The 20,805-nt window shown below is 53.8% G+C and carries 21 protein-coding genes; 12 read left to right on the top strand and 9 right to left on the bottom strand.

Annotation, left to right across the window (positions count from 1 at the left end; translation table 11 throughout):
• Positions 1–60: 60 nt before the first annotated feature.
• Positions 61–753 carry a phosphatase PAP2 family protein gene (locus tag IF205_RS12350; protein WP_259779671.1) on the bottom strand — a complete coding sequence of 231 codons (693 nt, stop codon included), beginning with the start codon at positions 751–753 and terminating at the stop codon, positions 61–63.
• Positions 754–964: 211 nt separating this feature from the next.
• Positions 965–1,222 (bottom strand): DUF6898 family protein, encoded by a 258-nt coding sequence (locus tag IF205_RS12345; protein ID WP_259779670.1) that lies wholly within the window; start codon positions 1,220–1,222, stop codon positions 965–967.
• A 258-nt stretch (positions 1,223–1,480) separates the two neighbouring features.
• On the opposite strand from IF205_RS12345, the gene IF205_RS12340 reads away from it, so the two are divergent.
• Positions 1,481–2,671, top strand: coding sequence for an acyl-CoA dehydrogenase (locus tag IF205_RS12340; RefSeq protein WP_259779669.1), 1,191 nt, complete (start codon positions 1,481–1,483; stop codon positions 2,669–2,671).
• A 158-nt stretch (positions 2,672–2,829) separates the two neighbouring features.
• Positions 2,830–3,450: an MlaC/ttg2D family ABC transporter substrate-binding protein gene (locus tag IF205_RS12335; protein WP_259779668.1), complete on the top strand. Its 621-nt coding sequence runs from the start codon at positions 2,830–2,832 to the stop codon at positions 3,448–3,450.
• 74 nt (positions 3,451–3,524) lie between these two features.
• Here the strand turns inward: IF205_RS12335 and IF205_RS12330 are convergent, their stop codons facing one another.
• The 4 genes from IF205_RS12330 to IF205_RS12315 all read right to left on the bottom strand — a co-directional run bounded on the left by IF205_RS12330 (position 3,525) and on the right by IF205_RS12315 (position 7,277).
• Positions 3,525–4,019 carry a MarR family winged helix-turn-helix transcriptional regulator gene (locus IF205_RS12330; RefSeq protein WP_259779667.1) on the bottom strand — a complete coding sequence of 165 codons (495 nt, stop codon included), beginning with the start codon at positions 4,017–4,019 and terminating at the stop codon, positions 3,525–3,527.
• A 100-nt stretch (positions 4,020–4,119) separates the two neighbouring features.
• The gene (gene mmsB / locus IF205_RS12325; RefSeq protein ID WP_259783277.1) at positions 4,120–5,037 is read right to left on the bottom strand and encodes a 3-hydroxyisobutyrate dehydrogenase; all 918 of its coding nucleotides are present in this window, start codon (positions 5,035–5,037) and stop codon (positions 4,120–4,122) included.
• Positions 5,038–5,064: 27 nt separating this feature from the next.
• The gene (locus tag IF205_RS12320) at positions 5,065–6,123 is read right to left on the bottom strand and encodes an enoyl-CoA hydratase/isomerase family protein (RefSeq protein WP_259779666.1); all 1,059 of its coding nucleotides are present in this window, start codon (positions 6,121–6,123) and stop codon (positions 5,065–5,067) included.
• A 14-nt stretch (positions 6,124–6,137) separates the two neighbouring features.
• On the bottom strand, positions 6,138–7,277 hold the full coding sequence (locus IF205_RS12315) for an acyl-CoA dehydrogenase family protein (RefSeq protein ID WP_259779665.1): 1,140 nt from the start codon (positions 7,275–7,277) through the stop codon (positions 6,138–6,140).
• Positions 7,278–7,527: 250 nt separating this feature from the next.
• On the opposite strand from IF205_RS12315, the gene IF205_RS12310 reads away from it, so the two are divergent.
• Both IF205_RS12310 and hemB read left to right on the top strand, forming a co-directional pair.
• Positions 7,528–8,820, top strand: coding sequence for an O-acetylhomoserine aminocarboxypropyltransferase/cysteine synthase family protein (locus IF205_RS12310; RefSeq protein WP_259779664.1), 1,293 nt, complete (start codon positions 7,528–7,530; stop codon positions 8,818–8,820).
• 179 nt (positions 8,821–8,999) lie between these two features.
• Positions 9,000–10,004, top strand: a complete 1,005-nt coding sequence (gene hemB / locus IF205_RS12305) for a porphobilinogen synthase (protein WP_259779663.1) — start codon at positions 9,000–9,002, stop codon at positions 10,002–10,004.
• Here hemB and IF205_RS12300 read toward each other — a convergent pair.
• Positions 10,001–10,519, bottom strand: a complete 519-nt coding sequence (locus IF205_RS12300; protein ID WP_259779662.1) for a hypothetical protein — start codon at positions 10,517–10,519, stop codon at positions 10,001–10,003. The two genes, hemB and IF205_RS12300, sit on opposite strands and share 4 nt — an antisense overlap.
• 120 nt (positions 10,520–10,639) lie before the next feature.
• Positions 10,640–11,884: a type III PLP-dependent enzyme gene (locus tag IF205_RS12295; RefSeq protein WP_259779661.1), complete on the bottom strand. Its 1,245-nt coding sequence runs from the start codon at positions 11,882–11,884 to the stop codon at positions 10,640–10,642.
• 378 nt (positions 11,885–12,262) lie between these two features.
• Here IF205_RS12295 and IF205_RS12290 point away from each other — a divergent pair, with 378 nt between their 5' ends.
• Positions 12,263–13,639, top strand: a complete 1,377-nt coding sequence (locus IF205_RS12290) for an L-serine ammonia-lyase (protein ID WP_259779660.1) — start codon at positions 12,263–12,265, stop codon at positions 13,637–13,639.
• Positions 13,640–13,713: 74 nt separating this feature from the next.
• Here the strand turns inward: IF205_RS12290 and IF205_RS12285 are convergent, their stop codons facing one another.
• Positions 13,714–14,196: a flavin reductase family protein gene (locus tag IF205_RS12285; protein ID WP_259779659.1), complete on the bottom strand. Its 483-nt coding sequence runs from the start codon at positions 14,194–14,196 to the stop codon at positions 13,714–13,716.
• Positions 14,197–14,333: 137 nt separating this feature from the next.
• Here IF205_RS12285 and IF205_RS12280 point away from each other — a divergent pair, with 137 nt between their 5' ends.
• From IF205_RS12280 to IF205_RS12250, 7 genes are all read left to right on the top strand, one after another.
• Positions 14,334–15,128, top strand: a complete 795-nt coding sequence (locus IF205_RS12280; RefSeq protein WP_259779658.1) for a class I SAM-dependent methyltransferase — start codon at positions 14,334–14,336, stop codon at positions 15,126–15,128.
• 127 nt (positions 15,129–15,255) lie between these two features.
• Complete coding sequence (gene motA, locus IF205_RS12275) at positions 15,256–16,116, top strand: flagellar motor stator protein MotA (RefSeq protein ID WP_259779657.1); 861 nt, start codon at positions 15,256–15,258, stop codon at positions 16,114–16,116.
• 19 nt (positions 16,117–16,135) lie between these two features.
• The gene (locus tag IF205_RS12270) at positions 16,136–17,068 is read left to right on the top strand and encodes a flagellar motor protein MotB (RefSeq protein ID WP_259779656.1); all 933 of its coding nucleotides are present in this window, start codon (positions 16,136–16,138) and stop codon (positions 17,066–17,068) included.
• Entirely contained in the window at positions 17,068–17,979 is a 912-nt protein-coding gene (locus IF205_RS12265) for a flagellar motor protein MotB (protein WP_259779655.1), read from the top strand. Before IF205_RS12270 ends, IF205_RS12265 begins: the two co-directional genes overlap by 1 nt.
• A gap of 75 nt (positions 17,980–18,054) precedes the next feature.
• Positions 18,055–18,507 carry an RDD family protein gene (locus IF205_RS12260; RefSeq protein WP_259779654.1) on the top strand — a complete coding sequence of 151 codons (453 nt, stop codon included), beginning with the start codon at positions 18,055–18,057 and terminating at the stop codon, positions 18,505–18,507.
• Between the two features lie 86 nt (positions 18,508–18,593).
• Entirely contained in the window at positions 18,594–19,352 is a 759-nt protein-coding gene (locus tag IF205_RS12255) for an arginyltransferase (RefSeq protein WP_311195692.1), read from the top strand.
• 204 nt (positions 19,353–19,556) lie between these two features.
• Positions 19,557–20,654: a TRAP transporter substrate-binding protein gene (locus tag IF205_RS12250; RefSeq protein ID WP_259779652.1), complete on the top strand. Its 1,098-nt coding sequence runs from the start codon at positions 19,557–19,559 to the stop codon at positions 20,652–20,654.
• Positions 20,655–20,805 lie beyond the last annotated feature (151 nt).

Raw genomic sequence — 20,805 nt, 5'->3', positions numbered from 1 at the left:
CACAAACTAAATGGGGCCGCACAGCGACCCCATTTTCTTGATCCGGACGATGGCCTCCGATCAGACCAACCTGTTTTCCAGACCGACCGGACGCAAAATCGGTTTCATAAATCGATCGAGCAGAATGCGTGAAATCGGCTCAAGCCAACTGACAACAGGCGTGGCAAGCATCAGTGGAATAACCAACAGCGCAAAGCCCCCTCCCCCGACGATCACGTCGGTTACCCAGTGCCCGCCGCCGAACAATCTGGGTAATGTGTTGGCGACCGTTACAAACAACGCGATAACCGTCAGTCCGGAGTGGCGCAGCAAAAAGATAAACCCGAACGCATAAACAAAGGCAGCAACACCGTGATCCCCCGGAAAGGATTCACCGGATTCCGTTTTGACCTTAAGTGACGGAACAAAATCATTCAAATTATGGAATGGGGACAAAACACGAGACGGGCTATCGCGCTCGACATGCTCACCAACCGACTTGGCGAGGGAAATAGCCAGAACAACCGCCAGCGCGATAGCAAGAATTTTTGCCACACGCGTTTCAATCGGAACGCCCTTCATACAGAAAATGACCCACAGGGCCGGAAGCGCCATCACAACAGCCCAGGTCACATCAAGGGTCCGTGTATTCATCCATGCCCATAAAATGGTCCATGGCCCCTCGCTATCCAAACTGCCGTTCAGCGCGAAGAAAACCTTCTCATCAAAGGCTCGCCAGTACCCTACAACAGGCCCTTCCAGAAAACTTGCCACAAGCAATCCGGCAATAAGCCAACATGAAATGAATATATACGGACGCCATGCCCGACCAAGGTGTCTATCTGTCATGGCGGGCAATTTAATAAATTTTGCAACCCGCGCAACATAAATCAGACGCAAAACCTTAAAAGATATTTCACAAACCTGACAAAAACCTGAACGATGAAGAACAAAACTTCACCATCTCGGATAGGCATATAATTTCCTATAAATCCCAGCCACTTGGTGGATCATCTCGGCGTTTCATCACCTTGCCAGGAGACTGGCGGCTCTTCTCCACTGTACGTGCCAATTTGCGTAATACGATAATTTTCAAAGCATCGATTCGCGCACTACGGTCCCCCACGATCGACACTTCAAGCCTCGTCACAGGGTCAACGGCGCTCACCTTCACATAGGCCCCCTGCGGTAACATTTCGAAGATGGCGCCCTTTGGCAGAATATCGGAATAGTCTTCGGACATGGCTTTACCCATATAAATACGGCATTGGTGTCAGTTGCCCTCCAACGCGAAACATTTGTGATCACAAGGTTTTTCGCAACTGCAAAAAATTTTTTCTTTCCAGGGGCTTCAATCATATAGCAAAAACGCCTATAAACCCCTTTACGCTTAAAATAGTTGGGGTTTGCAAGTCGTTCTTCGCTCATGCAGCATAGCCCCGACATAAGAATAAGATACAAGAAACCTATAACGAATATAATAGCTATGGAGACAAGAGGCATGACCGTGGAAGCACGCGCCCATTTCGACTGGGAAGACCCATTCCTACTGGAAGAGCAACTCACCGAGGAAGAGCGGATGATCCGCGACACGGCACGCGGTTACTGCCAGGATAAGCTGATGCCCCGTGTTCTGGAAGCCAACCGCCATGAAAATTTCGACCGCGAAATCATGCGCGAATTCGGCGAACTGGGCCTTCTCGGTATGACTGTCCCGGAAGAATATGGTTGTGCGGGCGTGAACTACACCGCCTACGGCCTGGTCGCACGTGAAGTGGAACGCGTCGACAGCGGTTATCGCTCTGCCATGTCCGTACAGAGCAGCCTGGTCATGCATCCTATCTATGCCTATGGCAGCGAAGAACAGCGTCAGAAATATCTGCCCAAGCTTGCGACCGGTGAATGGGTCGGCTGCTTTGGTCTGACCGAGCCGGACCATGGTTCTGACCCGGGCAGCATGAAGACCCGCGCCAAGAAGGTCGACGGCGGTTACGTCCTTACCGGCGCAAAGATGTGGATCACCAATTCACCGATCGCAGATGTGTTCGTTGTCTGGGCGAAAACCGAAGACGGTGTTATCCGCGGCTTCATCCTTGAAAAAGGCATGAAAGGCCTCAGCGCACCGAAGATTGAAGGGAAGTTCTCCCTGCGCGCTTCCATCACCGGCGAAATCGTCATGGATAACGTGGAAGTGCCGGAAGAAAACCTGCTGCCGAATGTTCAGGGCCTGAAAGGTCCGTTCGGCTGCCTGAACAACGCCCGTTTCGGTATTGCCTGGGGCGCGTTGGGAGCTGCAGAATTCTGCTGGCACGCCGCCCGCCAATACACATTGGACCGCAAACAGTTTGGCCGGCCGCTTGCCGCCAACCAGATCATTCAGTTGAAACTGGCCAATATGCAGACTGAAATCGCCCTTGGCCTGCAGGGTTGCCTCGCCGCCTCCCGCCTGAAAGATCAGGGTCGATGCCCGGTTGAGACAATTTCCCTCATCAAGCGCAACTCCTGTGGCAAGGCCCTGGATGTTGCCCGCACCGCCCGCGATATGCATGGCGGCAACGGCATTTCCGACGAATTCCACGTGATCCGTCACGTCATGAACCTCGAAGCTGTAAACACTTACGAGGGCACGCATGACGTCCATGCACTGATCCTGGGCCGTGCCCAGACTGGCATTCAGGCATTTTCCGCCTGACGCCACGATATCAGGTATTTCGACAAGAGGAGGCATCACGCCTCCTCTTTTTTTGTACTTTCGAAGCGGGTTCAACCAAGGCTGTCCCTATGGAATTGGATTGACAGAAGCCTGTCCAGTGGAAATATTCACTGCATTAGTATCTGACGGAGGCTGCAGTGCGCAAAACCGCCCAAATAGTATTTGCCGCATTCTGTATGATGGTCATGGCGCCTTTCGCCGCATCATCGGCAGAAACGAATCTCAAACAGGCCGAAGAATATGTTCGTACGCTTGGCAATGAGGCCGTTGGCCTGCTGCAGGCAAGCGATGACAAAAATGGCGAACGACAACTTGCCATTCGCAATATGCTCAAAGACAACCTTGCCCTGGAGCGGATCAGCCGGATCATCTATGGTCGCGGCTGGCGCAGTGCGACCGAGGATGAGCGCAAGGAATACCAGTCGCTCTTCAATGAGTATATTCTGTCGAAATACACCTACCTGATTGGCGGCTATAGCGGCGAAACCTTTAAGGTTATGGGCAGCCAGCCCGCAGGACGCAGCGATGCGCTCGTCAGAACAGCTATCCTGAAAGACGGTCAGACCTCTGCCACGGTCGACTGGCGCATCACCGAAGAAGGCCCAAAGCTGGCCATTCTGGATGTCAAAATCGAAAAATCGAGCATGGTTCAGACGGAAAAGAGCCAGTTCCAGGCCGTTCTGAGCAAGGAAGGTCACGCAGGCCTGGTCAAAGCCCTGCAACAGCAAATCGACCGCCTGCACGAAAAGAAAGAATAGCCTTCAAAAAAAGGTCGCAAAAAAGCCCCCGACAAAATTTGTCGGGGGCTTTTTTTTTGCTTCGGCCTCGTTAATTAACGAGCGGGCCCGTAACCGAATGTATGCAGCAGGAAACGCTCCAAACGGTTCAACACCGCGCCGGTATACTGAAGTTGCTCGGATTTGATTCCGGTCTCCCCCAGTTTGCTGGCCTGAAATTCCAGAATTTCGTTTACCTTGTCCCGTACATCCTTGCCCTTATCGGAGAGGCGGACCCGGATCGACCGACGGTCATGCGTTGAACGCTCCTGAATCAGGTAGCCGTTTTCGACCATTTTCCGGACATTGTAGGACACGTTTGAACCGAGGTAGTAGCCTCTATGGGTCAACTCACCAACGGTCAGTTCATCATCGCCAATATTATACAGGATCAATGCCTGTATGTTATTGATGTCTCGAACGCCGAGGCGGTCGATTTCCCCCTTGACCACCTCCAAGAATTGCCGGTGCAGCCGCTCAATCAGGCGAATGGCATTCAAGTAGTCATCCTTCACCTGATTGTTCTCTGTCTGATCGTTCGGTTCACTCATGGCTGAATTATCATTATTAACTGTGGCTAACAAACAATACACATATAGACTTGCCGACTTTTCACCGGCAAGTCTATAGTTTTATTATATTTGATGCGAGTTAACTATTACGAATCATATTAATGATACCGGAAAAATCCACGCCTTCATTACCGCTCTCCGCAAAACGCGTGTAGAGATCCGCGGCATGTTGTCCCATTTCGGTGACAGCCCCTGCACTTCCCGAAGCATCCTGCGCAAGGCGTAAATCCTTCAACATCATGGCAGCGGCAAAGCCTGGCTGATAGTCCCGATTCGCAGGTGACGTCGGCACTGGCCCAGGCACCGGGCAATAGGTTGTCAGCGACCAGCACTGACCTGACGCCGTGGAAGACACATCAAACAACTTTTGGTGATCCAAGCCCAGCTTCTCCGCCAGAACAAAGGCTTCCGCCACAGAAAGCATCTGGATACCCAACATCATATTGTTGCAGATTTTGGCCGCCTGGCCATTACCGGCGCCACCACAGTGAACGATGTTCTTGCCCATGATGTCGAGATAAGTGCGCGCGGCTTCAAACGCCTTGTCGGAACCGCCGACCATGAATGTCAGCGTTCCCGCCTCTGCACCGCCAACGCCCCCCGATACCGGCGCGTCGACCATGTCGAATCCCTTCTCTGCCGCCGCCTTGTGAACAGCACGAGAGGTATCCACGTCAATCGTGGAACAATCGATCAACAATGTTCCGGGAGCCGCATTCGGCAGAACTTCCTTATTATAGACCGCACTGACATGCGGGCCTGCAGGCAACATGGATACAACGACATCAACATCTTTCGCCGTATCCGCCGCGTCTTTGGCGGCCAGCCCGCCTGCGTCCACAATCAACTGCACCAGATCTGCCGAAAGGTCGAAAGCCTTCACCGTATGTCCGGCCTTCTGCAGATTAAGGGCCATCGGACCCCCCATATGTCCGACACCAAAGAAACCGATCGTAGCCATTTTTTCCTCCCTGTAGAAAAAGAAAGGGCCGGATATTATTATGTCCCGGCCCTTGAAGTCACATCAGTTAAATCGCAAATCCCGATCACCAAGGCTCTCGAAAGCCTCGTCGACGGCCGCATCGCTAACATCTTCCAGCGTTGCGGGGTTCCATGCCGGGTTGTGGTCCTTGTCCACGAGAACGGAACGAATCCCCTCATAGAAATCATGGCCAGCCATACAGGCCTGGCTCAACCGATACTCCATCGTCATGCAGTCATCGAAAGACAGCTTGCGCCCTTCCCTCAACTGTTTGAAGGACAGTTTCATGGAAGTGGGCGATTTCTTGGACAGGAATTTCAGCGTCTCCGCCGCGAATTCTCCACCTTCGCTTTCCAGGGTTGCCAGGATCTCCTCGACACTGTCCTTGGCGAAGCAGCGGTCGATCGTATCGAAGTTCTGATCAATGGTCGCTGCCCCAGCGTCCTGCGCAAAGCCTGCCACGATTTTGTCGACGACCGCCTGCGCGTCGCCCGTTGACCAGTCTGCAGATGTCAGCGCCTGCTCCAGTTCCGCGACCTGCTCTGACGGCACATATTCCGTACCGATACCGACTGCCATTGCATCCGCCGCTTTCAGGCGGGCCCCGGTCAAAGCCAGATACATCCCGCTTTCACCCGGGCATTTATTCAGGAACCAGCTTCCGCCGACATCGGGAAAAAGGCCAATCGCCGTTTCCGGCATCGCAAACAGAAGGCGATCTGAGACGACCCGGTGACTGCCGTGAACGGAAAGGCCGACGCCCCCTCCCATCGTGATCCCGTCAAGCAAAGCAACATAGGGCTTTGGGAACATGTGAATGCGCCGGTTCAGAATATATTCTTCATAGAAGAATTCCTTGGTCAGGTCACCGCCGGACTTACCGGCATCCCAGACGGCACGCACGTCGCCGCCTGCGCAGAATGCCTTTTCACCCGCGCCTTTAATCACGATTGCCTTAATGGAATCGTCCGTTTCCCAAGCCTGCAGTTTCGGGTCCATCTCCCGAATCATACCCAGGGTCAGCGCGTTCAACGCTTTGGGACGGTTCAACGTGATAAGGCCGACGCCGCCTTTTTCTTCAAACAGGATTTCCGCTTCCATATCAATGCCTTGTATTAGTCACTTAACAATTTACGCGCGATGATGACACGCATGATTTCATTGGTCCCTTCAAGAATCTGGTGGACTCTCAGGTCTCGCATATACCGTTCTAGCGGGAAGTCCTTCAGGTATCCATATCCGCCATGAAGCTGCAACGCATCATTGACGACCTGGAAACCGATGTCGGTCGCAAGTCGTTTCGCCATCGCACAATAGGTCGTTGCCTCCGCCGTTTTCCGGTCTAGGGAATCCGCCGCGCGGTGCAGCATCAAACGCGCTGCTTCCAGGTCTGTCGCCATATCGGCAAATTTAAACTGCAGCGCCTGAAACTGGTCGAGCGTTTTTCCAAACTGCTTACGTTCCGCCATATATTGCTTGGCAGCCTCCAGGCTGGCGCGCGCACCGCCAAGAGAACATGCCCCGATATTCAATCGACCGCCATCAAGCCCCGCCATGGCAATCTTGAAGCCCAGCCCTTCGTCGCCAATGCGATTGGCGACCGGCACACGGCAGTCTTCAAAAATAACCGTGGATGTCGGCTGTGATTTCCAACCCAGTTTCTGTTCCTGGGCGCCAAAGCTCAGTCCCGGCGTGTCTTTTTCTACCGCAAGACAGGTAATGCCTTTCGGCCCTTCCTCTCCTGTGCGCACCATGACCACATAGACATCACTGCGCCCGCCACCGGAAATAAACGCCTTGGTGCCATTCAGGATGTAATGATCGCCATCAGTATCCGCTCTCGTCTTCAATGAAGCCGCATCGGAACCCGACCCTGGTTCGGTCAGACAATAGGACGCAAAATGCTCCATCGTCATAAGTTTCGGAAGCATGCGCGCCCGCACGTCATCTCCACCGAAACGGTCGATCATCCAACTGGCCATGTTGTGGATCGAGATATAGGCCGCGGTTGACGGACAGGCTGCTGCCAATTCCTCAAAAATGATGGCCGCATCCAGACGGGTCAGTTCGGAACCACCATGATCCGCCTGACAGTAGATCCCACCGAAGCCGAGCGCCGCCCCCCTGCGCAAGGTCTCTTCCGGAAAGGTGCAATTGCTGTCCCATTCGCCTGCGTATGGAGCCATCTCATTTTGCGCGAAATTTCGCGCCATATCCTGGAAGGCCCGTTGATCTTCCGTCAGCTCGAACTGCATCCTGTCCCGCCTTGCTTGTTAATTTTTAGCGTCCATACGCATGCGTATGGTGGAGGGAATGATAGTGCGAATTTGTTGCCTGTCAATTGCGCAGCAAATTTCTGCCGTCTTCATTTGTTCTTATCGTATAGTCAAACGCACATAATTCGTTAAAACGAACAATAATTCTTCTTGACGAACTAAACGTTTTAAGGACATCCTTGCGATAGATTTCAAAACAACCACCAATCGTCACCGTGGGGGAGACATCATGACCTTTGAAAGCAAGAACCCGGAAACCATCGCCCTGCACGCCGGTTATCGCGCGGATCCGACAACCGGTTCCGTTGCCGTTCCCATCTACCAGACGACCTCCTATCAGTTCGAAAGCGCCGAACATGCCCGCAAGCTTTTTGCTTTGGAGGAATTGGGGAATATCTATACCCGGATCATGAACCCTACGGTCGACGTGCTGGAAAAGCGCGTGGCGGCGCTGGAAGGCGGCGTGGCAGCCCTGGCCGTTGCCTCCGGTCAGGCGGCATCCACTTTTGCCGTCCAGAATATTGCCAAAGCCGGGGACAATATCGTCAGTTCCACCAACCTGTATGGCGGAACATGGAACCTCTTCGCCCATACGCTGAAGGATCAGGGCATCGAAGTCCGTTTCGTCGACCCCAGTGATCTGGAAAACTTCCGCAACGCGATTGATGACCGGACCCGTGCCTTCTATGCCGAGACCCTGCCCAATCCGAAACTGGACGTCTTCCCGATCCAGGAAGTGGCGGATATCGGGCGTGAATACGGCATCCCCCTGATCATGGACAACACGGCCGCACCGGTTCTGTGCCGTCCGCTGGATCATGGTGCTGCAATCGTTATCTACTCCACCACCAAATATATCGGCGGCCATGGTACTTCCATCGGCGGCATGATTGTCGACGGCGGCAATTTCCCCTGGGAAAACCTCAAGGACCGCCAGCCCTATCTCAATGAGGCAGACCCGAGCTATCACGGCGCTGTCTGGACCGAGGCGGTCAAGCCTCTGGGACCCATCGCCTATATCATCAAGGCACGGGTAACACTGTTGCGCGACCTGGGCAGCGCGCAGAGTCCCTTCAATGCTTTCCAGACCATCCAGGGGCTGGAAACCCTGCCGTTGCGGATGCGCGAACATAACCGTAATGCTTCCGCTGTTGCGGAGTTTCTCTCCGGGCATCCGGCCGTCACAGACGTCATCCACCCGAGCCTGGCAACCGGCACTGCAAAGGAACGGGCAGACAAATACCTGAACGGCGGTCATGGTGCGCTTGTCGGCTTCCATATCAAGGGCGGCAAAGAGGCCGGCGCACGGTTCATCGATAGCCTCAAGCTCTTCTATCATGTGGCTAACATCGGCGACGCACGCTCGCTTGCAATTCACCCTGCAACAACCACGCACTCCCAGTTGAGTGCAGAAGAACAGGAAGCCGCAGGCGTCAACGAAAGCTACGTCCGCCTGTCCATCGGGATCGAACATATCGACGATATCCTGGCCGACCTGAAGCAGGCCTTGGACGCCGCCTGACGAAAACAACAGATGACTGACCAGAAGGGCTGGTTTTGAACCGGCCCTTTTTGTTCATTTCCGGAACAGCGTCATTGCGTCGCTATGGGATTGTTCCCTCTCGGAAAGCGCATTAGGATCGTGCGCCATACTGAACACAACCATAACAAGCCTTCAAGTTTTCCGAGGATCAGAAAGAAATGAGCAGTTTGAATTTAGGAAGCTTTCCTACCAGCCGCATGCGTCGTAACCGCCAGGGCGTTGCCGTGCGCCGTATGGTTGCTGAAAACAAGCTGACGACGGATGACCTGATCTGGCCCGTGTTTGTTGTGGATGGCAAAGGCGTCAAAGACGAAATCCCCTCCATGCCCGGCGTCCATCGCTACAGCATCGACCGCATTGGAGAAGAAGCCCAGGACGCCTATGAATTGGGAATTCCAGGCATTGCCCTTTTCCCTTATACGGACCCGACCAAGAAAACGGCCGACGCCTTTGAGGCCCTGAACCCGGAAAACCTGGTTTGTGAAGCAGCACGCGCCATCCGCGACGTCTGCTCTGAAATTATGTTGATTGGCGACGTCGCACTGGACCCCTATACGACACATGGTCACGACGGCCTGATCCGTGACGGCGAAATCCTGAACGACGAATCGGTCGACGTGCTGTGCCGTCAGGCGCTGGTTCAGGCACAAGCCGGTTATGACACAGTAGCACCGTCGGACATGATGGATGGCCGGATTGGCGCCATTCGCGAAACCTTGGACAAGGCTGGGTACCAGGATGTCCGCATCATGGCCTATTCCGCGAAATACGCATCCGGCTTCTACGGACCGTTCCGCGATGCAATCGGCTCAAGTGCTGCGCTGCATGGCGACAAATACAGCTATCAGATGAACCCGGCCAACAGTAATGAGGCCCTTCGGGAAGTTGCCAAGGACCTTGAAGAAGGCGCTGATATGGTCATGGTCAAACCGGGCATGCCCTATCTGGACATCGTGCGACGCGTGAAAGATGAATTTGCCGTACCAACCTTTGCCTATCAGGTCTCCGGCGAATACGCGATGCTCAAGGCCGCCTTCCTTAACGGATGGCTGGACGAAAGCCGGGTTATTCCGGAAAGCCTGATGGCCTTCAAACGGGCTGGGGCAGATGGCGTGCTGACCTATTTCGCAAAAGACCTCGCCGTTGCCTTGAAAAACGGCTAACCGTTTTCGGCAGACCTCGGTGGGCGGCTCATAAGGCCGATTTGATCGCGTATCGTTTCGGCCAGGAGCTTAAGATCCTCCGGCATGCTGGTTTTGGTATCCAGCATTCCCATCATATGGGCCATATTGACCTTGACCCGGTCAAGGTAGCCGTAGAACCACTCGTCGGGAACCTGCGACAAGGGCACAGCAACACCGGGGGATTGCATCAGCAGTCCTTTCGGTTCCTTTTGCCCCGGGCGAAGAGCTGCCGAACTGGGCGGTGCCGCCTTGTCCTGCGCCCTTGCGGCCGCCTCCTGAAAGGACAATGCCTTCAGAAGCCCTGCAACCTGCACAGCCATATGCCGGTATTCATCAACGGAAACCCGGCCCGGTTCCACCTTGGCCAATGCAGCGGAAGTTTCCTGCGCCTTCTGGTAAAGCCCTTGCCGGTCCATGGCCTGAACGGATATGGCGGACACCATAACCGCGATAAACAACCCGGCAACGCATAGAAGTCTGGAAACGGCGCGCATCTTTCCCCCAAATCAGGCTATTGTGCATGTGACCATCCGGTACACTGCCCCCTTCATAGAAAAAACCCGCGCTGACGTCTACAGCGCGGGTTCCTTCGTCACAAAATAATCATCGCTTGGCTAGGCAGCGTGCTTCTCGTCCTCGCCCTCTGCGGGAGTTGCTGCGATTTTCTTTTTCTTCCCCTTAACAGAGGTCGACATATCGCTGTCCAATGCGTCCGGTGTCAAAGGCGGTGCGTCCACAGTTACATAGGTTTCGGGGAAAAACCCGTTGAACTTGGTCGACATCGAGTTGGAGTAAGCACCGCATTGGCCAATCTCGATCCAGTCACCTTCCTGCACATCGTCCGGCAGCATGACTTCATAAGGCAACACATCCGTGCAGTCGCAGGTCGGGCCGAAAATCTTGAAGGGTGCCTTCTTGTCCGACACCGTCCCATCCAACCGAACGACACGCATCGGCATTTTCACGTTGGCTGTCATGGTCTCAGACAGGCTGTGATAGACACCATCGTTGATATAGATGCTGTTTTCCTTGCGCAGATGCACCTGAACCACGAGAGATACACCACTGGCAACCAGGGCGCGCCCCGGTTCGCACATCAATGTACAATCCCCGCGAAGCGGCAGCTTGCTGACTTCTTCCTTGATCGTCTGGAAATAACTCATCAGCGGTTCCGGCTGGTCTTCCACATAGTGCGCGGGGAAGCCACCACCACAGTCCAGATAATGAAGGTTCACACCCGCGCGTTCGATCACATCCTTCACCACTTCCATGGCCGTCGCATATGCCTGTTTGTCACGGCACTGGGAGCCGACGTGGAACGCCAATCCCGTCTGACATCCTTCCGCCACGACCTTTTTCAAAAGCTCAACCGCCTCATCCGGGGTTGCCCCAAATTTTTCCGACAGGGCAAAAGCCGCGTCATACTGAGGGGTCGCAAGGCGCACGATAACGACCTGGCCATTACCTCCACCTGTCACATCAACGATCTTTTTCAGCTCTGCCTCATGGTCGATCACATAATGGTCGACACGGTAGACCTTGTCTGCCGAAAGAATGGCGCTGCGGGCTTTGACCGGATGCATGAAATAGCAGTCCGCATCGTGGAAGTTTTCACGGATTGTCGCAATTTCCGCCAGGGACGCCGTGTCGAAATGCCGGATACCCGCCTCATAAAATGCCTTTAAAACAGATAGATGCGGATTACACTTCACCGCATACATGACCCGGCCCGGAAAATTGTCCAAAAACATCTTCGCGTTCTTTTTCAACTCGTCCGGACGAAGGCAATAAACCGGATATCCCGGCTTGAGTGCCTTGATCATGGAATCGACATCTTTGAAATGGCTATCCCGCTTCATTGGCTATCCCTCATTAACTCTCTGTTTTTTTGTTCGATATGCAGGTACTTGCACCAATTATGGGCAGGGGAAACCGCATCCCTTATACTTTTCTTCTTATCGATTGGTTCCCGAACATACCGGGAAACTGCGCCAAACATGCCAGATTAGGCTTTCCCGTCAAGTGAAGACGCCATGTTCTACATATGGGTATTCCTTATGTTTCGCACAAATAAATTTAATCCGAGTTAACGGCGTTACAAAACAATGCCGCAATTGGAAAATATTATGTCTCGCAGCTTGGGGTTCCGCGCCCGGAATTCTAGATATATGGTGTGCACACTGTGGGGACAGATAAGCAAACAAATAACAAAATATGTAGGTAAAGGGCTTCACGACATGCCATTTAGCGTATTTGAACTGTTCAAGATCGGCATCGGGCCATCCAGTTCTCACACAGTCGGACCGATGGTTGCAGGGCGTCGGTTCCTTGATGAATTACAGACCGAAGGAAAATTCGACGCCGTAAGCCGCATTCTGATCGAACTATACGGCTCGCTCGCCCTTACCGGTAAGGGCCATGGGACGGATACCGCTGTCATGCTGGGTCTCGCCGGGGAAGTTCCCGACGATGTCGATCCCGATAACGTCCCGGGCATTCTGGAAGACATCCGCAGTTCCCGCGGCATCAATCTCGACAAGAAAAAGGTGATTAATTTCACCGAAAGCACCGATCTGATATTCAAGTTCGACGAGCTGCTGCCCTGCCACACCAACGGCATGCGGTTTGTCGCCTACGATTCCAATGAATCCGAACTTTATGAAGGCATCTATTACTCAATCGGCGGCGGCTTCGTTGCGACGGTGGAAGAGTTGAATCAGGGCAACCCGATGGACCACACCGACGTTCCCTTCCCCTTTAATACGGCCCGCGAAATGCTGGACATGGGAAAGGCCGACAACAAGACCATCGCCGAAATGGTCTTCGAGAATGAAAAAACAAAATACAGCGAAACCGATATCAACCGTGGCCTGAAGAAGATTCACAGGACGATGCGCGATTGCATCGACAGAGGGCTTCGGCAACCAGGCATTCTGCCGGGCGGCCTCAACGTGAAGCGCCGCGCGCCAGACATGTATGAAAAGCTCAAGAAGAGCTGGATGAAAAACGAATACTCCCCCCACGAATCCATGGACTGGGTGAGTATGTTTGCGATTGCCGTCAATGAAGAAAACGCTGCTGGTGGGCGCATTGTCACCGCGCCGACCAACGGCGCTGCCGGCATTATTCCCGCCGTCCTGCGCTATTACGAGGACATTGTTCCAAGTTCCAACGAAGAAGGGGTGCGTACCTTCCTTCTGACGGCAACCGCGATCGGGTCCCTGATCAAACTCAACGCCTCCATTTCCGGGGCTGAAGTGGGCTGTCAGGGTGAAGTTGGCAGCGCCTGCGCGATGGCAGCAGCCGGGCTTGCAGCCGCGCTCGGGGCGACCAACGAACAGATTGAAAATGCTGCGGAAATCGGCATGGAACATCATCTGGGCATGACCTGCGATCCGGTTGCAGGTCTGGTTCAGGTGCCTTGCATCGAGCGCAACGCAATGGGTGCCGTGAAGGCGATTAACGCAGCCTCCCTCGCCCTTAAAGGCGACGGCCAACATTTTGTCTTCCTTGATACAGCCATTGAAACCATGCGCCAGACCGGACTGGATATGCATTCCAAATACAAGGAAACCAGCCAGGGCGGTTTGGCCGTAAACGTTACGGAATGCTAGTCTCCTAGCATCGTGGAACATGCAAAAAGGCGCGAGTTTCTCGCGCCTTTTTCTTTAACCAACGGGCCTGATACTTAAGCCAGGCGCTCGTAGCCCCCTCTGAAATAGAGCAATGGCGCGCCCTCACCCAGGTTATCAATGCGAATGACATCGCCGACAATAATCTGATGATCACCGCCCTCGTGAACAGCATGCATCCTGCATTCTATTGTTGTCAGACAATCGCTCAGGACCGGCACACCGAATGCATTGGTTGTGTAGTCGACGCCGGTAAACTTGTCGCCGCCCTGCTGTGCGAACTGATTCGACAACCATTCCTGGTCGGATGCCAGAATATTTACGACAAAGCTGCTGTTCAGGGAAAAGGCATCAAAACTCAACGCCCGCTTATCCAGGCAAAAAAGAATCAGCGGCGGCTCGAGCGAAACGGACGTGAAGGAATTTACCGTAACCCCGACCGGGGTTCCCTTGTCCAAACGCCCGGTAATAACAGTCACCCCTGTGGCGAACTGTCCGCATGCATCCCGAAGCTCTCTCGTTGAAATATCAGTTTCCATCCGACGGCCTTCTGTCTTGTAACCTTTTATTCGTTTCTTTTTGTTTTACCTGCTCTTGCCTTGCGCGTCGGCAACAGCAATTCTGTCTGCGTCCTGTCTATCTCACACGGGAAGCTGACGCGAGGAAAAAGAACACTGTGCAGCGCGCGAAACGACTTTACCCCATCATATTGGCAATTGCTGCGCAGGCAGTGGCCGCCCTTGTTCTCGTTGGAATCATACAACTGTTATGGCGCGAATTTTCCTATGATATTTCCCTGACGGCAAAACTCGTCCTGCAAAGCTGCCTTGCGGCGGGCCTATCCTACATCTTCCGCCTACCTCGCTGGTGGCTCTGGATTCAGGCCGGTCTTCCCTTTGCGTGTTATGTCCTGATTATCGCCGGGCTACCGGCCTGGACCTATTTGTTGGTTTTTGTGCTCCTGCTGCTGTTTTACTGGAACAGCGCGGATGACCGTGTCCCGCTCTACCTTACCAACAGCGACACCGCCGAGGTCCTCACCAGAGAAATTCTGACAAAACAAACAGGCCACGCTCATGACCGTTCATTCATGGATATGGGATGCGGCCCCGCAGGCCTGCTTCTTCAACTTGCACGCAAAAATCCCGACTGGACTTTTGTAGGTATTGAGACCGCCCCGCTGTTGTGGCTGACAGCGGTCCTTCGGGCGAAACTCTCAGGGCTCGGCAACATCAAAATCTACCGCCGTGACATCTGGAAAGCCGATATTTCCAATACCGATATTCTCTATTGCTTTCTTTCCCCCGCGCCGATGAAGGCACTCTACGAGAAATTCTGCGCAGAGGCTTCCCAAGGAACGATTCTGGTCAGTAACAGCTTCACAATTCCTGATGTCTCACCGGACAGGGAAATAAAAGTTACCGATAAGCGCCAGACAATTCTCTATCTCTGGCAAGCAGATCAAAAATAAATTCGATACAAATATGTTGCCCTTGGAACAGGTTTATAGAAGTATTTGAGGCTATTGGGATAGACTTTAAGTCATTGAACATTCTATTCTTGGCCGCGAGAAAGAGTAAGAAGGGTTAGTTCAGCTTATGTTTGTAATTGTAGGCATGGTACTCGTGGTCGTCTGCGTGATCGGCAGCTTCATGGCTACTGGTGGGCATCTCGACGTCCTTTACCAGCCCTTCGAATTCCTTATCATTTTCGGCTCCGGCGTTTCTGCCTTTCTCGTCGCGAACCCGATTGGTGTCGTCAAGAAAGCCCTCGGACGCCTCGGACAATGTTTCAAAGGCCCGAAATATAAGAAAGACGACTATCTGGAATTGCTTATGGTGCAGTACCAGGTCTTCAAGACGATGAAACAAAAAGGGGCGCTTGCCTTGGAGCAGCATGTGGAAAACCCGCATGACAGCACGTTATTCAAGGAATTCCCCCGCTTCTACAATGACCATCACGCACTTGAATTCTTCTGCGACTATCTTCGCCTGATGACCTTGGGCACGGACAACCCGCATGAGGTTGAAGCCCTGATGGACCAGGAGCTGGAAGTTCATCACCACGAGGACCACACCATCGGCCACGCCCTGACCAACATGGCGGAAAGCTTCCCGGCACTGGGTATTGTCGCCGCGGTCTTGGGCGTGATTCATACAATGGGTTCTATTTCGGAACCGCCTGAAATTCTGGGTGGACTTATCGCCGGCGCCCTGGTTGGTACCTTTACCGGCATTCTGTTGTGCTACGGCTGGTTTGCACCGCTTGCCAGCACCGCCAAGCAGATCATGGAGGAAGAAGCGACCTATCTGGGCTGTCTCAAGGCAGGCATCCTGGCCCACTTGCAAGGCTACGCCCCCCAGGTCTCGGTTGAATTTGCACGTAAGGCTCTTGCCCCTCACAATCGCCCGACTTTCCTGGAAGTCGAAGAGGCCAGCGGCGAGTTGCCGTCGGTCTAACGGCTAAGCGAGACGAGTAATGGCGGACGCATTTGAAGGCGATGATGGTTCACCGCCGCTGATCCTGACGAAAAAGAAAAAAATCCCGGCGGAAGGTCACGGCGGCGCCTGGAAGATTGCCTATGCCGACTTTGTCACAGCCATGATGGCCTTCTTCCTGTTGCTCTGGCTGCTTAATGCCACCACCGAAGAGCAGATGTATGGAATCTCGCAGTATTTTGCACCAACCAGCGTTGCCGAAGACGAAACCGCAGTCGGCGAAGCCCTGAAGGGGCTGGCCCTTGCCGTCGACGGCGCCATGAGATCTGCCAGCGCCCGCCCGTCAGTCTCCGTTGCTGTCCCGACTTATGGCGAAGAAGCCAAAGGCAAGGAAGCGGGGGTCGAGCGCAAGAGCGAGGAAGAAGTCCATACAAATGAAGCCAAGGCGCAACAACAACAGGAAGAGATTGAACTTCTGAACAAGGCCAAGGAGCAACTGCGTCAGTCGATTGAAGAACTTCCCGACTACAAGGAAATACAGGACAGCCTTGTAATCGAAATGACGCCGGAAGGCTTGCTCATTCAGGTTCTCGATCAGCAGAAAAAACCCATGTTCGGGCCAAACTCCGCCAAACTGACGTCTAATTCGAGACGCCTGCTGGCATTGGTCGGAAGCATCATCGCCACCTTGCCGAATAAGGTGTCGATCACCGGTCACACCGAACGGAATGGCTTCAGCAAAAGTCACGACTTTACGAACTGGGAACTGTCCGGAATGCGCGCGATCCAGACCCGGCAGTGGCTGATCAATGCGGGCCTTCCTGCGGCACGGGTTGTCGAAGTAGAAGGTCGTGCGGATACCGAACTCCTCGACCCGCGCAATCCCGAATCCCCCCGGAACAGACGTATCAGCATCCTGTTGGAGATTCCCAAAGGCGACTCCAGTCAAGGCACTGACGAGGCTGGCAAGTAATGGCAAACGAAGACCAGGAAGTCATCTTCAAGGTTAAGAAAGTCCAGGAAGCAGGCGCCCATGGGGGGGCCTGGAAGATTGCCTATGCCGACTTCGTGACTGCCATGATGGCCTTTTTCCTGCTGCTGTGGCTGCTGAATGCTACGGAGCAGGAAGTCCTGGAAGGGATTTCCAACTACTTCACACCGACAACCCGAACAACATCCGGCGCCAGCGGCAGCGGCGGCCTTTTTGGCGGCATCACAACCAATGAACCAGGCCCAAGTGAGACCAAACTGCATACGGCAGCCCTGGATAGACAGACCAGCGCCAAAGGTGAGCTGGAGGCGGAAGACGGCGGCAGCGGACCGGACCAGCAGGAAAGCACCGGCGACGTCGGTGAATTGGAGCGTCAGTCGGACAACCAGCGCTTTTACTCCACAAAAAATAATCTGGAGCAGGCGCTGGACCAACTCCCTCCCGAACTGGCAGACCTTAAACAATCGATTCGCGTCTCCGTGACGAAAGACGGTTTGCAGTTGGAAATCGTTGATCAACAACAACGTGAAAATTTCAAACCCGGAAGTGCGGAGCTGACTGATCTCGGGAAGGAACTACTCAGATTTATCAGGGCCTTTATCGAACCACTCCCAAACAAGATTTCGATCTCCGGCCATACAACGCCGGAAGAATCAACGGGCTCGCCTTGGGAGCTCTCATTTAATCGCGCGGCTGTCGCAAGGCGCTTCCTTGAAGACGAAGGCCTGCCCTGGTCACGCTTTTCAACCATCGTCGGGAAAGCCGATTCCCAACCGAGTAAACCGGAAACTCCCAATGCCGCTGAAAACCGCCGTATGGTTATTCTGCTGTTGCGCCAGAGCCGGAAGCGGACCATCCAGGGCGCGGATGTGCCTCCCTCGATTCTCGATTAACGGAGGCTGCAACTTGCAATATGGGGCAAGCGACCCTATTTGCTGACAAGAGCCAAGGTCCAAGGAACGACAGAAATGACAAACAGTAGCGGTTACGACAGCACCGGCATTCATTCCGAACATGCTAGTGAAGGTGTGGTCGCCCGGCGTGTTGTCGCCTATCTCATCGATGCCTTCATTCTGTCCCTGGCCGTGCCTGTCGGCCTGATGATTTCATTTTTAAGCCTCGGCCTTCTGTCCGGACTGGTAGGCCTTGTACTGGCCATTATCCCTTTCCTCTATCATTCCCTCCTGATCGCCACGCCACGCGGCGCAACCCTTGGACAGCGCCTTTTGGGGTTGCGGGTATCCAACTTGCGCAACGGCGGTAACGTGGATTTTTTCCAGGCATTGCTCCAGGTCGTCTTGTTCTACGCCACCCTCGGCTTTACCGGCGGGTTGTTATTGCTCTGGTGCCTGTTTGACGACAAAGGCCGCTGCCTGCACGAAATTTTCAGCGGAACAGTAACCACCCACGACTTCGCTTAACGCCGACGTCTACGGATTTTCTCTCTTTCCGTTTGCACTCTGCCCCCTGATAACGGCACAATAAGTTTCAGTTTCGGCTTGGAGCTATGCGGAGCACGTCTGCCATGTCGTTTCAGCGCCCTAAAGGCCTTGTGGTATTCCATCGGTCGGGGGTCATGGATTGTCCATACCTCGAAGGCAATAGAGAGCAACAGCTTTTCACCGAACTTTCAGGCAAGAACAGTCAAAAACTGTTCGAGCGCCTCTCCCATGCCGGTTTCCGCCGGTCTCACCAGATTATCTATCGCCCGACCTGCCCCGGCTGCGACGCCTGTAAATCAGTGCGCATTCCCGTTACCGACTTCAAATGGTCCAAATCCTGGAAACGTGTCCTAAAAAAAAATGACGACCTGACCATAGCCAAGGTCGGCCTCAAAGTATCGGCGGAGCAATACAGGCTTTTCAACCGCTACATTCGATCCCGCCACGGTGACGGCGAAATGGCATCAATGACCGAGCGGGACTATCTGAACCTCGTTCTCGCCAGCCCGGTTGATTCGTCCATGTTCGAATTCCGTGATTCGGAAGGTATTCTAAAGGCCGCCTGCCTTGCGGATTTCATGACCGACGGTCTGTCGGCCGTATATAGTTTCTTCGATCCTGACCTGGGTGCAGACAGCCTGGGCAGCTACATCATCCTGAGCCTCATTCAGTGGGCACAGCAACAAAATGTCAGCCACGTTTATCTTGGATTCTGGGTGCCGGGCAGCCCAAAGATGGCCTACAAGGAACGCTTTAAACCGCTTGAAGTCTTCGGTCATCATGGGTGGAAAAGATTGCCTGCCGAGAAATCAGAAATTTTGTGAAGCATTTCCATTTTCCGCTAAGTCTTGGTTCTTATTTGCTCATTTGCTCTGTTGCGATGTAGCAAAATTGCGCTATAAGACTCCTATGTAAGTTGTCCGGAGGGGGTACCAAATAATTCGGGCAACAAAACAGGGGTCTGCATTCTTCAATATGAATGACTTTGGGGGACGCGGCTCCAATACAACAAACATGGGAGACGCATAATGAAACGTCGCGACTTTTTGAAAGGCGCATCTGTAGCCGCCGGTGCCGCTGCTGCCACGGCAGCAGCAAGTTTTCCGGCCCCGGCAATTGCCCAGAATAAACGCGAACTGAAAATGGTCACGACCTGGCCGAAGAACTTCCCGGGTCTTGGCACCGGCGCACAGCGTTTTGCTGACCGCGTCACGCAGTCCAGCGATGGTCGACTGACCGTTAAACTCTATGCAGCAGGCGAATTGGTTCCGGCATTCGAATCCTTCGATGCTGTCAGCAGTGGTGCCGCCGATCTGTATCACGCCGCCGAATACTACTGGCAGGGCAAGCACAAAGCTTTCAACTTCTTTACAGCGGTTCCGTTTGGCCTGACCGGTAACGAAATGGACGCCTGGGTTCAGCATGGTGGCGGCCAGGCCCTTTGGGACGAACTGGCTGGCGGCTTCAACATCAAGCCGCTGATGTGCGGTAACACCGGTGTCCAGATGGGCGGTTGGTTCAACAAAGAAATCAACTCCGTAGAAGACCTCAAGGGCCTGAAAATGCGTATGCCGGGTCTGGGTGGTGAAGTTCTTCGCCGCCTGGGTGCATCCGCAGTTGCCCTGCCGGGCGGCGAAATCTTCCCGGCCCTGCAGTCCGGTGCGATCGATGCTACCGAGTGGGTTGGCCCGTGGAACGACCTGGCCTTTGGCTTCTACAAAGTGACCAAATACTACTACTGGCCGGGCTTCCATGAGCCGGGTTCGACACTTGCCACCGGCATCAACAAGGACGTCTGGGAGAGCTTCTCCGATGCAGACAAGCAGTTGGTCACCAATTGTGCGCTGGCGGAAAACAACTCCATGTATGCTGAATACAACGCAAACAACTCCGACTCTCTGGACACTCTTCTGACGAAACACGGCGTCCAGCTGCGTGAATTCAGCGACGACATCTTCAAGGCTTTCGGCAAGGCGTCCGAAGAAGTCCTGAAAGAAACCGGTGAAACCGATGACATCGCAAAGCGGGTCTACGAATCCTTCATCGAATTCCGTCGCAAGTCCATGGGTTGGTCCGAACTGGCCGACGGTGGCTACATGGCAAAACGCAAGATGGTATTGGGATAATCCCAACCATTTTTGTCAGACAAGAAAGCCTGCGCCTTCTGGCGCAGGCTTTTTCTTTTTTCGCAATCTTCTAAGCCGTTACAGAGAAATTAGGTCAATAATATTTCCCAATTTTTGCTGGGCACAGCGATTTCGTTAACTATAATGCGAA

Source organism: Aestuariispira ectoiniformans (genome assembly GCF_025136295.1).
Lineage (GTDB): Bacteria > Pseudomonadota > Alphaproteobacteria > UBA8366 > Aestuariispiraceae > Aestuariispira_A > Aestuariispira_A ectoiniformans.
Note: the sequence above shows the minus strand (reverse complement) of the source record. Positions and strands in the feature narration are given on the sequence as shown.